Here is a 13,379-nt window from a genome sequence, read left to right as displayed (position 1 = left end):
ACGCAGCACGAGCGACGAGGGGTACGACGTGGCGGTACGAGCGGTCCGTGGAGCCGTCCAGCTGGAGCGGGACGAAGCCGGTCACATGGCCGAGCGCGTGGGCGAGCTGCTCACCGCCGTCCTGGAGCGCAACGAGATCGTCGCCGACGACCTGATCAGCGTCTGGTTCACGGCCACCCCCGACCTCCACAGCGACTTCCCCGCGGCCGCCGCCCGGGGCCTCGGGATCGTCGACGTACCGCTGATCTGCGCCCAGGAACTCGACATCGCCGGTGCCATGCCCCGGGTCGTCCGCATAATGGCCCACGTCGAGACGTACCTCTCCAAAGCGGAGATCAGCCACGTCTACCTCGGCGCCACCGGCGCCCTCCGCAAGGACATCGCCCAGTGAGAACCGCCCTCGTCATCGGAACCGGCCTCGTCGGGACCTCCGCCGCCCTCGCCCTCGCGGGCCGAGGCGTCCAGGTGCACCTCGTCGACCGCGACCCGGCCTCCGCGCACACGGCGGCAGCCCTCGGCGCCGGTACGGCCGGACCGCCCGAGGGGCCCGTCGACCTCGCCGTCATCGCCGTGCCGCCCGCCCACACCGCCTCCGCGCTCGCCGCGGCCATGCGGGACGGAGTGGCCCGCGCCTATCTCGACGTCGCCAGCGTCAAGGGCGGCCCGCGCCGCGAGCTGGAGGCGCTCGGCGTCGACCTCGCTCCGTACATCGGCACGCATCCCATGGCCGGCAAGGAGCGCTCCGGTCCCCTCGCCGCCACCGCCGACCTCTTCGAGGGGCGCCCCTGGGTCCTCACCCCGACCCGGGACACCGACACCGAGGTCCTCAACCTCGCCCTGGAGCTGGTGGCGCTCTGCCGGGCCGTCCCGGTCGTCATGGACGCCGACGCCCACGACCGTGCCGTCGCCCTGGTCTCCCACACCCCGCAGCTGATCTCCTCGATGGTCGCCGCCCGGCTGGAGGAGGCCGACGAGACCGCCGTCCGCCTGTGCGGGCAGGGAATCAGGGACGTCACCAGGATCGCCGCGTCGGACCCCCGGATGTGGGTGGAGATCCTCTCCGCCAACCCCGGCCCGGTCGCCGACGTGCTGGCCGGGGTCGCCACCGACCTCGAGGAGACGGTCCGGGCACTGCGCGGACTGCAGTCCGCCGACGAGGACAAGCGCCGCTCGGGCACCGAGGGCATCGAGGACGTCCTGCGGCGCGGCAACGCCGGCCGGGTCAGGGTGCCCGGCAAGCACGGGGCCGCTCCGGCCTCGTACGAGGTCGTGGCCGTGCTCATCAGCGACCGGCCGGGGGAGCTGGCCGCGATCTTCGCCGACGCGGGCCGGGCCGGGGTCAACATCGAGGACGTCCGCATCGAGCACGCCACCGGCCAGCAGGCCGGCCTGGTCCAGCTCATGGTCGAGCCCAGCGCGGCACCCTCGCTGAGCGCCGCACTCGGCGAACGCGGCTGGTCGATCCGGCCCTGACGGACCGGCCGGACGGGCCCCCGTCCCCAGGGGTACAAAGGCGCTTCGCGCACTCGGTAACCTTGGGGGAGGCCGTTTCACGGCCCCGCTCGCCCGCCCCCGTGTACCAGGAAGGTGTCCACCACCGTGGAAACCGTAAGCGCCGCCGCCCGGACCGCCCCGGCCGCAGTGATCGTCGCCATCGACGGTCCCTCCGGCACAGGCAAGTCGAGCACGTCCAAGGCCGTCGCGGCCCAGCTCGGCCTGCGCTACCTGGACACCGGCGCCCAGTACCGCGCGATCACCTGGTGGATGCTGAACAACGGCATCGACGTCCGGGACGCGGCCGAGGTCGCCACGGCCTCCGCCAAGCCGGTCATCGTCTCGGGCACGGACCCGTCCGCCCCGACGATCACCGTCGACGGTGAGGACGCCTCCGGTCCGATCCGCACCCAGGAGGTCACCTCGCAGGTCAGCGCCGTCAGCGCGGTGCCCGAGGTGCGGGCGCGGATCACCGGGCTGCAGCGCACGATCGCGGCCGAGGCCGAGGGCGGCATCGTCGTGGAAGGCCGCGACATCGGCACCACGGTGCTGCCCGACGCCGACATCAAGATCTTCCTGACCGCTTCCCCCGAGGCGCGCGCCGCCCGTCGCAGCGGTGAGGTCAAGGGCTCCGACCTGACGGCCACCAAGGAGGCGCTGATCAAGCGGGACGCCGCCGACTCCGGCCGCAAGACCTCGCCGCTGGCCAAGGCCGGGGACGCCGTCGAGGTGGACACCACCGAGCTGACCCTCGCGCAGGTCATCGAGTGTGTGGTCACTCTCGTCGGGGAGAAGCGGGCGGCGAAGTGACCGCAGCCACCGTCGCACCCACGCCGCGTGGAGCGGCCGTCGGGCGCGGTATCGGCATCGGGCTCATGTACGGGCTGTTCAGGCCCCGTGTGCTCGGCGCGTGGCGGGTCCCCGCCTCCGGACCCGTCATACTCGCGGTGAACCACGCGCACAACCTCGACGGGCCGATGCTGATGGGCACCGCGCCCAGGCCCGTCCACTTCCTGATCAAGAAGGAGGCGTTCGTCGGCCCCCTCGACCCGTTCCTGCGCGGAATCGGGCAGCTGAAGGTGGACCGTACGACCGTCGACCGCACCGCCATCACGCAGGCACTCGGCGTGCTGGCGGACGGCGGGGCACTGGGGATCTTCCCCGAGGGCACCCGGGGCGAAGGGGACTTCGCCTCCCTCCGCGCCGGACTCGCGTACTTCGCGGTCCGCGGCGGGGCGCCGATCGTCCCCGTCGCGGTCCTGGGCAGCACCGAGGCACGCGGACGGCTGATACCGGCGCTGCCCCCGCTGCGCAGCCGGGTCGACGTCGTCTTCGGCGACGCCTTCCGGGCGGGCGACGGCAGCGGGCGGCGGACCAGGAAGGCGCTGGACGAGGCGACCGTGCGTATCCAGGCCGAGCTGACCGCTCACCTGGGGAACGCCAGGCGTCTCACCGGACGCCTGTGACACTTGAGTAGTGGGCCGCGCGATCGTGGCCCATCGATGATGATGCAAAGAGGAACGGACTTCATGAACGACCAGATTCACTCCGGCGGCTCGGACCACGAGCACGGAGCACTTGGCGACGCCGAGTACGCGGAGTTCATGGAGCTCGCCGCGCAGGAGGGGTTCGACCTCGAGGACGTCGAGGGCGCGATCGGTGAGGCCGGTCACGGACCGCTTCCCGTGCTCGCCGTCGTCGGCCGCCCGAACGTGGGCAAGTCGACCCTGGTGAACCGCATCCTCGGCCGCCGCGAGGCCGTCGTCCAGGACAAGCCGGGCGTCACCCGCGACCGGGTGACCTACGAGGCGGAGTGGGCGGGCCGCCGCTTCAAGCTCGTCGACACCGGCGGCTGGGAGCAGGACGTGCTGGGCCTCGACGCCTCCGTCGCCGCCCAGGCCGAGTACGCGATCTCGACCGCCGACGCGGTCGTCTTCGTGGTCGACGCCACCGTCGGGGCGACCGACACCGACGAGGCCGTCGTCAGGCTGCTGCGCCGGGCCAAGAAGCCCGTCGTCCTGTGCGCCAACAAGGTCGACGGACAGAGCGGCGAGGCGGACGCCACCGCGCTCTGGTCGCTCGGTCTCGGCCAGCCCCACCCGGTGTCCTCCCTGCACGGGCGCGGCACCGGCGACATGCTGGACGCCGTGCTGGAGGCCCTGCCCGAGGCGCCCGCCCAGACCTTCGGCAACGCGCTCGGCGGCCCGCGCCGCATCGCGCTCATCGGCCGTCCGAACGTCGGCAAGTCCTCGCTGCTGAACAAGGTCGCCAACGAGGACCGCGTCGTCGTCAACGAGCTCGCCGGCACCACCCGCGACCCGGTCGACGAACTCATCGAGCTCGGCGGCATCACCTGGAAGTTCATCGACACGGCCGGTATCCGCCGGAAGGTCCACCTCCAGGAAGGTGCGGACTACTACGCCTCGCTGCGCACCGCGGCCGCCGTGGAGAAGGCCGAGGTCGCCGTCATCCTGATCGACTCCAGCGAGTCGATCAGCGTCCAGGACCAGCGCATCGTCACCATGGCCGTGGAAGCGGGCCGTGCGATCGTGCTCGCCTTCAACAAGTGGGACACCCTCGACGAGGAGCGCCGCTACTACCTGGAGCGCGAGATCGAGACCGAGCTCGCGCAGGTGGCCTGGGCGCCCCGCGTCAACGTCTCCGCGGTGACCGGCCGCCACATGGAGAAGCTGGTCCCGGCGATCGAGACCGCGATCGAGGGCTGGGAGACCCGCATCCCGACGGGCCGGCTGAACGCCTTCCTCGGCGAGATCGTCGCCTCCCACCCGCACCCCGTGCGCGGCGGCAAGCAGCCCCGCATCCTCTTCGGGACCCAGGCCGGCACCAAGCCCCCGCGCTTCGTGCTCTTCTCGTCCGGCTTCCTGGAGCACGGCTACCGCCGCTTCGTCGAGCGCCGTCTGCGCGAGGAGTTCGGCTTCGAGGGCACCCCGATCCACATGTCCGTACGGGTGCGCGAGAAGCGCGGCCGCAAGAAGTGAGCCGAGGGCCGGCCTCCGGCCCCGGCAGGTGCACGACGAAGCCCCGGACCCCCCGCGTCGAGCGGGAGGTCCGGGGCTTCGTCACGCCGTCACGCGTCCGTGCCGCGTCCAGCCGTCACACGTCCGTGGACCCCGGGGGCAGCGCCGCGGGCCTGGCCCGCCCCGCGTGCCGTCCCACACGCTGCCAGGACCCCGGGTTGGCGCCGCCCGCGCCGTGACTTCCCTGGGCGTTCGCCGCCGTACGGCCGCTCAGCGGTGCACGGCTGCCGAACATCCCGATGCCGAACGTCCGGAAGCCGAGATTCTCCTCGCCGGAGCGATCCCCCGGAAGCGCCCGGAACGATCGCCGGTACTCGGAGTACAGCGCGTCGTAGATCGGGGTGGGGGACTTGCCTCCCGAGGGTTCCTGCGACGGGCGCATGGCCGGGATCGGGGGCTGCTGGTGGCGAGAAGGGTCGTATGAGTGCACGTAGGTGCCAACGACCTCACCGCCCGTCGGATGCGGGCCGGACGGGAAAATCGCAGTTCGGCGGGCAGGGGAGAGCGGCGCGGGCACGATCAGGTCCCGGCCAGCGGCATCGTCGCGGCGACCAGGAGCCCGTTGACCGCGGCCTTGTCCAGGGCGTCACGGAGGAGGTCCTCGCGCGGCTGCTGGCCGATGGAGCCGGCCGGCGCGGCGAACACCAGGACGCTCCGCGACTTGCTCGCGGCCGTACGCCAGCCCTCGGTGACCTGCAGCGGCTGGTGCGCCTGCCACCAGGCGACCGGGTTGCCGCCACCGGCTCCCGGCTGCAGCACGGCGTGCAGCTGACCCATCGCCAGGAGGACCGACCACCCGGGAAGGACACCGGGGAGCTGGTTCAGGTTCGGGGTGTGCATGAACCCCTGCTCCAGCAGGAGCTGCAGGAACTGGTCGCCACCGCTGCCGTCCGTCCCGGGCCGGGCGATCGGACCGGTCGGTTCGACGACCAGCGCCGGGCGGAGGTCGTCCTCGATCAGGACGAGACCGCTGGTGATACCGAGGACGGCCTGTTCGGGCATGAGGCCCTCCGGATTCTGTGGCTCGCTGCCGGTGATGGACCGCACGGCTCCCTGCAACTGGTCCTCCGCGACCTGGACGACCTGTGAGGGGATGCAGGTCGCGTGGGCGAAGGCGAGCACGGCGGTCTCGTCACCGACGAACAGCACCGTGCTGGTGCGTTCCTGGTCGGAGTCGCCGGGGGTGCGGCAGGAAGTGCAGTCGTAACTGCCTGGGGCGCTGTCGCCGACGAGCAGCCTGTCGGCTTCGGCATCGCCGATCTCGGCGCGTACGTCCTCGCTGACGTCGAGCATGCGCGGCACGGGTGGCTCCTCGAACTCGGGGCATGGGCCGGGCGGTTCCCGGCTCATGAAGAGACAACGGCCGTACCGGGTCCGGGGTCACGCGCGAATACGGGAGATCGGGCGGCCGATTCCGCACGGTGACCGGCCGCAGCAGCACGCAGCGGATTCGGAGTCATGGGTTCCGTAAAACACCTCTCAGATCACGGCTGTTCGTTCGAATCGTCACGGGTCTGTACGACTCCTGTGCGAATCCTGTGCCCTCTTCTGACGCCGCGTAAGGTCCGAAGCCAACCGGTCGATCAGGGGAAACGACTACGCAATGCACATTTCATTCCTGCTCCACAACGCGTACGGCATCGGGGGAACGATCCGTACCACCTTCACGCTCGCCAGGACCCTGGCCGAGCAGCACGACGTCGAGATCGTCTCCGTCTTCCGGCACCGGGACGATCCGGTGCTCGGCGCGCCGGCCGGTGTCCGGATGAGCCATCTCGTCGACCTCCGCAAGTCGAGCCCGGGCTACGAGGGGGCCGGCGCCGACCACGCCGTGCCCGCCTCGGTCTTCCCGCGCGGTGACAGCAGGTACCGGCAGTACAGCAGGCTCACCGACCGGCGCATCGCCCGCCACCTCGGGGCACTGGAGGCCGACGTCGTGGTCGGTACGCGCCCGGGCCTCAACATCCACATCAGCAGGCAGGCACGCCGGGGCCCGGTGCGCGTCGGGCAGGAGCACCTCACCCTGGAGAGCCACGGCTACCGGCTGCGCAGGGAGATAAGGCACCGCTACGGACTCATCGACGCGCTCACGACCGTCACCGAGGCCGACGCGCGCGACTACCGCAGCAGACTGCGACTGCCCGGGGTCAGGATCGAGGCCATCCCCAACAGCGTTCCCGAACCGGCCGGACCTCCCGCCGACGGCGAGGCGAAGTGGATCGTGGCAGCGGGACGCCTGCACCGGGTCAAGCGGTACGACGTCCTGATCCGCGCGTTCGCCGAGGTGGCCGCCGCTCGCCCGGAATGGCGGCTGAGGATCTACGGCGCCGGTGACGCCTCCGGCAACGAACGGGAGCCGCTCCGCGCGCTCGTCGGTGAGCTCGGGCTCGCCGAGCGCGTGTCCCTGATGGGATCGGTCGACCCGATGGAGGCGGAGTGGCCCAAGGGCTCCATCGCGGCCGTCACCTCCGAGCGCGAGTCCTTCGGGATGACCATCGTGGAGGCGATGCGCTGCGGGGTGCCGGTCGTCGCCACGGACTGCCCGCACGGGCCCGCCGAGATCATCGAGGACGGCACGGACGGCCGGCTGGTGCCACCGGGGGACACGGCGGCCTTCGCCCGGGCACTCCTCGGCCTTGTGGACGACCACGCCCTGCGCCGGCGGATGGGCCGGGCAGCGCGCGAGTCCGCCGCCCGGTTCGACCCCGCGCTCATCGCGGAGCGGCACGAGGCGCTCTTCAACGATCTGATCGCGCGCGGTGCCCGGGGCCGCTCGCAGGGCGCGATGCGCAACGCGGTCTGGCGATCCGGCGGCGATGCCCTGGACGGGGTGTACGCGCTGCGCCACAGGGCGGCGGAGGTGATCCGCCGCGGCCGGAACTGAGAGCCGCCCGCCATCCAGGGTGGGCGTACGGCTACGGCACCCAGGGGCTGCCCCGTCAGCCCCGGCGGGCGTACGACGACGGCCACGGCCCCTCGCCGCCGTGTCGGGACGCCCGGACGCGACCCGGATGCGGACCCCCCTCCGCCGTGCGAAGTCCCGCAACGGACGCCGCGCGCCGGTCCACCACGGACCGCGGGACATCCCTTGGCCGCCCGTGGAGGCCCCCGCGCCCGCGCTTTGCCGGACCGGTTCATTCCGGATGGTGCCGGGGACCGCCTCGCCAGGGGGCGCCCCCGGAGGCGGCGGCGCCGGGGCCGGGTAAGCCCTGGATAAGCGGGTGTGAATTCCGAGTGGATCGGTCGTGTATTCGCCTTTCCGGGGGGACGGGAATGTGAGGGCCACCCGGGATTCCGGCCTGTGTGTATTCGGGCGGGGCGACGACCGGTGCGGCATATCGCGACCGGTTCGCAATTGTTCCGGACACGGCTCGTCCGCCCGTTCGGATGAAGTGGATCGCCGTAAACGGTCGTGGGGATCCTGTGACACAAGCGTGACAGCCGAGGGGCACGGGGTGGGCCGCTGCCGGGCCGCGTCCCGCTTCCGTCACGCTGCGAGGCGGCCTACGGTGAGGGGTATGGCACCTCTACCCAACGCTTCCGCCCAGCCCGACGACAACCCCGAGTCCTACGTCGGCCTCGCCGCCGAGACCGCCGACCAGCAGGCCAGAGCGCGCGGCTGGAGCACCGTCAGGGCCCTCCCGCCGGGCACGGTCATCACCATGGAGTTCCGGGGCGGCCGCATCAACTTCGAGGTCGAGGACGCGACGGTGACCCGCTGCTGGGTGGGCTGACCCCGGCCACCGCAGCCGTGCATGACTGAGGGCCCCGGCATCGCCGGGGCCCTCAGTCATGCACGATCACCGGGCGTCCGCACCGTTCCCGCAGGTCAGGGGGACACCGTTCAGGGGGACACCGTCCCGCCCGTGACGGGACGGGCCTGAGCGGTGGCGCCGCGCGGCGCGCGGTCGGCGTGCGGCGGACGGCGCGAGCCGCCCGGGGTGAGCGGCGTCCGCTCGGAGCGCACGGGGTGCGCCCTCGCCCGGGCCGCCCCCGGATGCCCGGCGGGGCCCGTCTGCGCCTGGCCCTTGGCCGGCTCCTGGGAGCCCTCGCCGACGCTCAGCGACTGGGGCAGGACGACGACCGGTCCCGGCCCCACGGGGGCTGCCGGAACGGAGGCCCGGAGCCTGCGCCGGGCCCGCCACTGCTCGCGCACCGACAGGATCCACACCTCGGTACGCGTGATCAGCGGTTCGAACCACGGCAGGGCCAGCAGGATCAGCAGGCCGGCCGCCCAGCCCAGCAGCACGTCACTCAGCCAGTGGGTGCCGATGTAGACCGTGGTCAGCCCCACGCCCAGGGAGACGAACGCCGACACGGCCGACAGGTAGCGCCTGGCACGCGGCGTGGTGGCCAGATAGGCGAGGATCCCCCAGGTCACGACGGCGTTGGCGGTGTGTCCCGAAGGAAATATATCGCCGCCGGCGAAGAGCTCGGCCGAGCCGATCTCCGTGGCGTAATGAGGTCCGAGCCGCCCCAGTCCGAGCTTGACCGCACCCACCGTCACGTTGAGCAGCAGCAGTGACGTCCCGAGGGTGAGCAGAGGACGCAGCGTGTGCTGGCGCCAGGAGCGCCAGCCGAGCCAGGCGGCGACCATCACGGCCGTGGGGCCGCGCTGTCCGAGCACGACGTAGTAGTCGAGGAAGGCATGGAGTCCGGGCCACTGCTGATACGGCCGGAACAGCATGACCTTCCAGTCGAGGGCCACCAGCCAGGACGAGACGAGCACGGCGAAGACGATGGCGACATAGAACGCCAAAGTCCCGCCGAAGAGAGCGATGCGGTGACGGCTCATCCGCGGGATCTCTATCTTCGGCGGTTCCGGCTCCCGGTCCAGACGGGCAAAGATGTCGGTACGCACGCAATGGACGTTACAGCGAGTGAGTGTGCGATCCGGCCGATCCCGCGTCTTTGTGATGACGATGTGATGTGGACTTCGTCTCAGGCCGGTATCCATTCCCGGCCCTCCGCGGAATCCCCCCGGCCTCTCCCGCTATTCGCGTGTGGCGTTATTCGCAGAAATGTTTGAGGGTCGATGAATTGGTGCAGGGCCGCTCCTTCGCACCTGCGCGGAGCTATTCGGGGCAGGCCCGCGGCGGACGGCCGCAGGGTCGCGGACCTGCGGCCGGGGTGGCTCACCGGGCGCCCCGGGCGCCGGAAGTCAAGTGGCGTACACCACACCGCGTGGCGCGCGAACGTATGAGGTGCACCACGTGTGACCACGGAGAACTCGCGTACGCTGGCGGCCACTCGCCCGTCGATGCCGGGCCTGGGGGATTGCCGGAAGCCGGATCCCCAGCGGTCTGCCGAGCGCGAGGGACTCATTGTGGGAGGTACGTACATGACCGGGACGTCCACAGCCGTGAGCAGGCTGCGCGCTGCGGCCGACGGTGCCAACCGCTGGGTCGTGCTGGTCGTCCTCTGTTTCAGTCTGCTGCTGGTCGCGCTCGACGCGACCGTGCTGCACGTCGCCGTCCCCGCCGTCACCGAGGACCTGCGGCCCAGTGCCGTCGGACTGCTGTGGATCGTGGACGCCTATCCGCTCGTCTGCGCCTCGCTGCTGATCCTCTTCGGCACGCTGGGTGACCGGATCGGCAGACGCCGGGTCCTCCTGATCGGCTACGCGCTGTTCGGGATCGCCTCCGCGCTCGCGGCGACCGCCGACTCGCAGGGCATGCTGATCGCGGCCCGCGCCCTGCTCGGCGTCGGCGGCGCGATGATCATGCCGGCCACGCTGTCGATACTCCGCCAGGTCTTTCCCGACCGCCGGGAGCGGGCCCTCGCCATCGGGGTGTGGACCGCGGTAGCCGCGGTGGGCGCCGCCACCGGACCCGTCATCGGCGGATTCCTCGTCGAGCACTACTGGTGGGGCTCCGTCTTCCTGATCAACATCCCGCTCATGGCGCTGATCCTCCCGCTGGGCCGCTGGCTGCTGCCCGAGTCGCGCGGCGGGGACGACGGTCCCTGGGACGTGCTCGGCGCACTGATGGCCGCCGCCGGTGTCCTCGGGGTCGTCCTCGGGATCAAGCGGATCGGCGGCGGCGAGGGGCTGGTGGACGCCGCCACGCTCGTCCCCCTCCTCGTCGGCGCCGCCCTGCTCGTCCTCTTCGTGCGCCGGCAGAAGCGCCGTACGCATCCGCTGATCGACATCACGATGTTCGCCCGGCCCGCCTTCACCACCTCCGTCGGCTGCATCGTCCTGGCCATGCTCGCCCTGGTCGGCCTCGAACTGATCGCCGTGCAGTACCTCCAGCTCGTCCTCGGCCTCAGCCCGCTGGAGACCGGTCTGCGCCTCCTTCCGCTGACGTTCGCCGCGATGGCGGCGGGAGCCACCGGCTCGTACACCCTGCGCAGGGTCGGCCCGCGCCGGATGGTCGGCTGGGGCTTCGTGCTCACGGCGGCCTCGGTGCTGCTGCTGACCCTGATGGGGCAGCACGACCGGCCCGCGCTGCTCACGGCGGCCTTCGTGCTGCTGGGCTTCGGGCTGCAGTCCACGCTGTTCGGGGCGTACGAGTCCATGCTGAGCGAGGCCCCCGCCGAGCGGGCCGGGGGAGCGGCCGCGATCGGCGAGACGTCCTACCAGCTGGGGGCGGGCATGGGGATCGCCCTGCTCGGCAGCGTCATGAACGCCGCGTACACCCCCGGGCTCTCCCGGCTCCACGAGGAGGGGGTTCCCGCCCCGGCCGGAGCGGCGGCCTCACGCTCGCTCGGCGAGGCCTACCAGGTCGCGGGGCGGCTCGGCGGGCCCATGGGGGACCTGCTGCGGGACACGGCCCGGCATGCCTTCGTGCAGGGGCTGCACATCACGCTCCTGGTCAGCGCCGGTCTGCTGCTGCTCGGCGCCCTGGCGGCGCTGCGCCTGCCGCGGGTCATGGACTGCTCCACCGCGGCGGAGTCCTGCCGGGAGCCGTCGGCCGCGGTGCCGGAGCAGGCCGCCGCACCGGGCGGCCCGGGCCGGGGAGCGGGGCCGCGCAAGGCGTCCGGGCAGGGGCGCAGGCCGGTGCTGCCCGCGCGCCGCGAACCGGCCGAGGTGGCGGGCTCTGGACGGGCCGCACGCTGAGCCGTACCGTCGGCAGGGCGTCGTAAATGAGCACTGCTAGTTTCAGTACCGTGGCGCGTCCGTTTCCGTACCGTGCGAGCCGCCGGAGGCACCCTCATGTCCACCACCGAGTCCGCGAAGCCGTCGAAGCTCCCCCCGTTCGACCCGCGCGACCCCCTCGGCATCGACGATCTCCTCGACCCGGAGGACCTCGCGATCCGGGACACCGTGCGCACCTGGGCCGGCGAGTGGGTCCTCCCGCACATCGCCGAGTGGTACGAGAAGGGTGAGCTGCCGGGCATCCGTGAGCTGGCCCGGGAGCTGGGGTCGCTCGGCGCGCTGGGCATGTCCCTGAAGGGATACGGCTGCGCGGGAGCGAGCGCCGTCCAGTACGGCCTGGCCTGTCTGGAGCTGGAGGCCGCGGACAGCGGCATCCGCTCCCTGGTCTCCGTGCAGGGCTCGCTCGCGATGTACGCCATCCACCGCTTCGGCTCCGAGGAGCAGAGGGAGCGCTGGCTGCCCGGCATGGCCGCGGGCGAGATCATCGGCTGTTTCGGCCTCACCGAACCCGACCACGGCTCGGACCCCGCGGGGATGCGCACCCACGCCAAGCGCGACGGCACGGACTGGGTCCTCACCGGACGCAAGATGTGGATCACCAACGGCTCGGTCGCCGGTGTCGCCGTCGTATGGGCGCAGACCGACGAGGCGAGCGGCGGGGCGGGCGTCCGCGGGTTCGTCGTGCCGACGGACAGCCCCGGTTTCTCGGCGCCCGAGATCAAGCACAAGTGGTCGCTGCGCGCCTCCGTCACCAGTGAACTGGTGCTCGACGGGGTGCGGCTGCCCGCCGACGCGGTCCTGCCCGGGGCGACCGGGCTGCGCGGACCTCTCGGATGCCTGAACCACGCCCGCTACGGCATCGTCTGGGGGGCCATGGGCGCGGCGCGCGCGAGCTTCGAGGCCGCGCTGGACTACGCGGGCTCCCGCGAGCAGTTCGGCAGGCCGATCGGCGGTTTCCAGCTCACCCAGGCCAAGCTCGCGGACATGGCCCTGGAACTCCACAAGGGCGTCCTGCTCGCCCACCATCTGGGCCGCCGGATGGACGCGGGCAGGCTCCGCCCGGAGCAGGTCAGCTTCGGAAAACTCAACAACGTGCGTGAGGCGATCGAGATCTGCCGCACCTCGCGGACGATCCTCGGCGCCAACGGGATCTCCCTGGAGTACCCGGTCATGCGTCACGCGACGAATCTGGAGTCGGTGCTCACCTACGAGGGAACCGTGGAGATGCACCAGCTCGTGCTGGGCAAGGCGCTCACCGGCCTGGACGCTTTCCGGTAGGACTCCCCGGCGAGCGCCCTGCTCAGCTCTGGTTGAAGAAGCCGTCGGCCGGCCGGCCGGCGGCTTCGCCGTTCACCACCTGGGTGTGGGCAGGGGTCAGCAGGAAGACCCGGGTCGCCACCCGCTCGATCGAGCCGCGGAGGCCGAAGGTCAGTCCCGCCGCGAAGTCCACGACGCGCTTCGCGTCGGTGGGGTCCATGGCCGTCAGGTTGACGATCACCGGTACGCCTTCCCGGAAGAGCTCACCGATGCCCCGCGCGTCCCGGAAGCTGTCCGGGGTGACGGTGGCGATCCGGCGGCCCGTGTCCACGGCCTTCTCCGATGCGACCTGAACGCGCGGGTCGGTCACCCAGGGCTGGTTCGTGCCGGTATCGCCCTCCTCGGAGTACTCGTCGTCGTAGTAGCGCTCGTCGTTGTCCTCCACGAGGCCCAGCCAGGCACTTGCCTTGCGCACCGATCCCATGGACGCC

The 13,379-nt window shown here is 72.0% G+C and carries 13 protein-coding genes; 9 read left to right on the top strand and 4 right to left on the bottom strand.

The genetic code is table 11. The features are described 5' to 3' along the window. Positions 1–28: 28 nt before the first annotated feature. From aroH to der, 5 genes are all read left to right on the top strand, one after another. The gene (gene aroH / locus OHT61_RS06965) at positions 29–391 is read left to right on the top strand and encodes a chorismate mutase (protein ID WP_329036005.1); all 363 of its coding nucleotides are present in this window, start codon (positions 29–31) and stop codon (positions 389–391) included. Continuing rightward, positions 388–1,473, top strand: coding sequence for a prephenate dehydrogenase (locus tag OHT61_RS06960; protein ID WP_329036003.1), 1,086 nt, complete (start codon positions 388–390; stop codon positions 1,471–1,473). The genes aroH and OHT61_RS06960 overlap by 4 nt, the downstream gene beginning before the upstream one ends. Positions 1,474–1,587: 114 nt before the next feature. Next, entirely contained in the window at positions 1,588–2,304 is a 717-nt protein-coding gene (gene cmk / locus OHT61_RS06955) for a (d)CMP kinase (RefSeq protein WP_329036001.1), read from the top strand. Next, positions 2,301–2,960: a lysophospholipid acyltransferase family protein gene (locus tag OHT61_RS06950; protein WP_329036000.1), complete on the top strand. Its 660-nt coding sequence runs from the start codon at positions 2,301–2,303 to the stop codon at positions 2,958–2,960. The genes cmk and OHT61_RS06950 overlap by 4 nt, the downstream gene beginning before the upstream one ends. A 63-nt stretch (positions 2,961–3,023) precedes the next feature. Continuing rightward, positions 3,024–4,493 carry a ribosome biogenesis GTPase Der gene (der, locus tag OHT61_RS06945; protein ID WP_329035998.1) on the top strand — a complete coding sequence of 490 codons (1,470 nt, stop codon included), beginning with the start codon at positions 3,024–3,026 and terminating at the stop codon, positions 4,491–4,493. A gap of 115 nt (positions 4,494–4,608) precedes the next feature. Here der and OHT61_RS06940 read toward each other — a convergent pair whose 3' ends face one another. Both OHT61_RS06940 and OHT61_RS06935 read right to left on the bottom strand, forming a co-directional pair. After that, positions 4,609–4,914 carry a hypothetical protein gene (locus OHT61_RS06940; RefSeq protein WP_329035996.1) on the bottom strand — a complete coding sequence of 102 codons (306 nt, stop codon included), beginning with the start codon at positions 4,912–4,914 and terminating at the stop codon, positions 4,609–4,611. A gap of 137 nt (positions 4,915–5,051) precedes the next feature. Next, complete coding sequence (locus OHT61_RS06935) at positions 5,052–5,834, bottom strand: hypothetical protein (protein WP_329035994.1); 783 nt, start codon at positions 5,832–5,834, stop codon at positions 5,052–5,054. 301 nt (positions 5,835–6,135) lie between these two features. Here OHT61_RS06935 and OHT61_RS06930 point away from each other — a divergent pair, with 301 nt between their 5' ends. Next, on the top strand, positions 6,136–7,416 hold the full coding sequence (locus tag OHT61_RS06930; protein ID WP_329035991.1) for a glycosyltransferase family 4 protein: 1,281 nt from the start codon (positions 6,136–6,138) through the stop codon (positions 7,414–7,416). A 634-nt stretch (positions 7,417–8,050) separates the two neighbouring features. Further along, positions 8,051–8,266 (top strand): I78 family peptidase inhibitor, encoded by a 216-nt coding sequence (locus OHT61_RS06925; RefSeq protein WP_327120096.1) that lies wholly within the window; start codon positions 8,051–8,053, stop codon positions 8,264–8,266. A 110-nt stretch (positions 8,267–8,376) separates the two neighbouring features. Here OHT61_RS06925 and OHT61_RS06920 read toward each other — a convergent pair whose 3' ends face one another. Further along, complete coding sequence (locus tag OHT61_RS06920; protein ID WP_329035990.1) at positions 8,377–9,393, bottom strand: phosphatase PAP2 family protein; 1,017 nt, start codon at positions 9,391–9,393, stop codon at positions 8,377–8,379. A gap of 480 nt (positions 9,394–9,873) precedes the next feature. Here OHT61_RS06920 and OHT61_RS06915 point away from each other — a divergent pair, with 480 nt between their 5' ends. Continuing rightward, entirely contained in the window at positions 9,874–11,592 is a 1,719-nt protein-coding gene (locus OHT61_RS06915) for an MFS transporter (RefSeq protein WP_329035989.1), read from the top strand. Between the two features lie 96 nt (positions 11,593–11,688). Next, positions 11,689–12,909, top strand: coding sequence for an acyl-CoA dehydrogenase family protein (locus tag OHT61_RS06910; RefSeq protein ID WP_329035987.1), 1,221 nt, complete (start codon positions 11,689–11,691; stop codon positions 12,907–12,909). Between the two features lie 22 nt (positions 12,910–12,931). Here OHT61_RS06910 and OHT61_RS06905 read toward each other — a convergent pair whose 3' ends face one another. Next, a complete protein-coding gene (locus tag OHT61_RS06905; protein WP_329035985.1) occupies positions 12,932–13,372 on the bottom strand; it encodes a cell division protein SepF in 441 nt (146 codons plus the stop codon). Between the last annotated feature and the right edge of the window lie 7 nt (positions 13,373–13,379).

The sequence above is a fragment of the Streptomyces sp. NBC_00178 genome (assembly GCF_036206005.1).
Taxonomy (GTDB): domain Bacteria; phylum Actinomycetota; class Actinomycetes; order Streptomycetales; family Streptomycetaceae; genus Streptomyces.
Note: the sequence above shows the minus strand (reverse complement) of the source record. Positions and strands in the feature narration are given on the sequence as shown.

Excerpts from the sequence above, each read along its gene's own strand:
- OHT61_RS06930 (WP_329035991.1), top strand. The coding sequence starts at position 6,136 with ATGCACATTTCATTCCTGCTCCACAACGCGTACGGCATCGGGGGAACG.
- der (WP_329035998.1), top strand. The coding sequence starts at position 3,024 with ATGAACGACCAGATTCACTCCGGCGGCTCGGACCACGAGCACGGAGCA.
- OHT61_RS06925 (WP_327120096.1), top strand. The coding sequence starts at position 8,051 with ATGGCACCTCTACCCAACGCTTCCGCCCAGCCCGACGACAACCCCGAG.
- OHT61_RS06940 (WP_329035996.1), bottom strand. The coding sequence starts at position 4,914 with ATGCGCCCGTCGCAGGAACCCTCGGGAGGCAAGTCCCCCACCCCGATC.
- OHT61_RS06905 (WP_329035985.1), bottom strand. The coding sequence starts at position 13,372 with ATGGGATCGGTGCGCAAGGCAAGTGCCTGGCTGGGCCTCGTGGAGGAC.
- OHT61_RS06915 (WP_329035989.1), top strand. The coding sequence starts at position 9,874 with ATGACCGGGACGTCCACAGCCGTGAGCAGGCTGCGCGCTGCGGCCGAC.
- OHT61_RS06910 (WP_329035987.1), top strand. The coding sequence starts at position 11,689 with ATGTCCACCACCGAGTCCGCGAAGCCGTCGAAGCTCCCCCCGTTCGAC.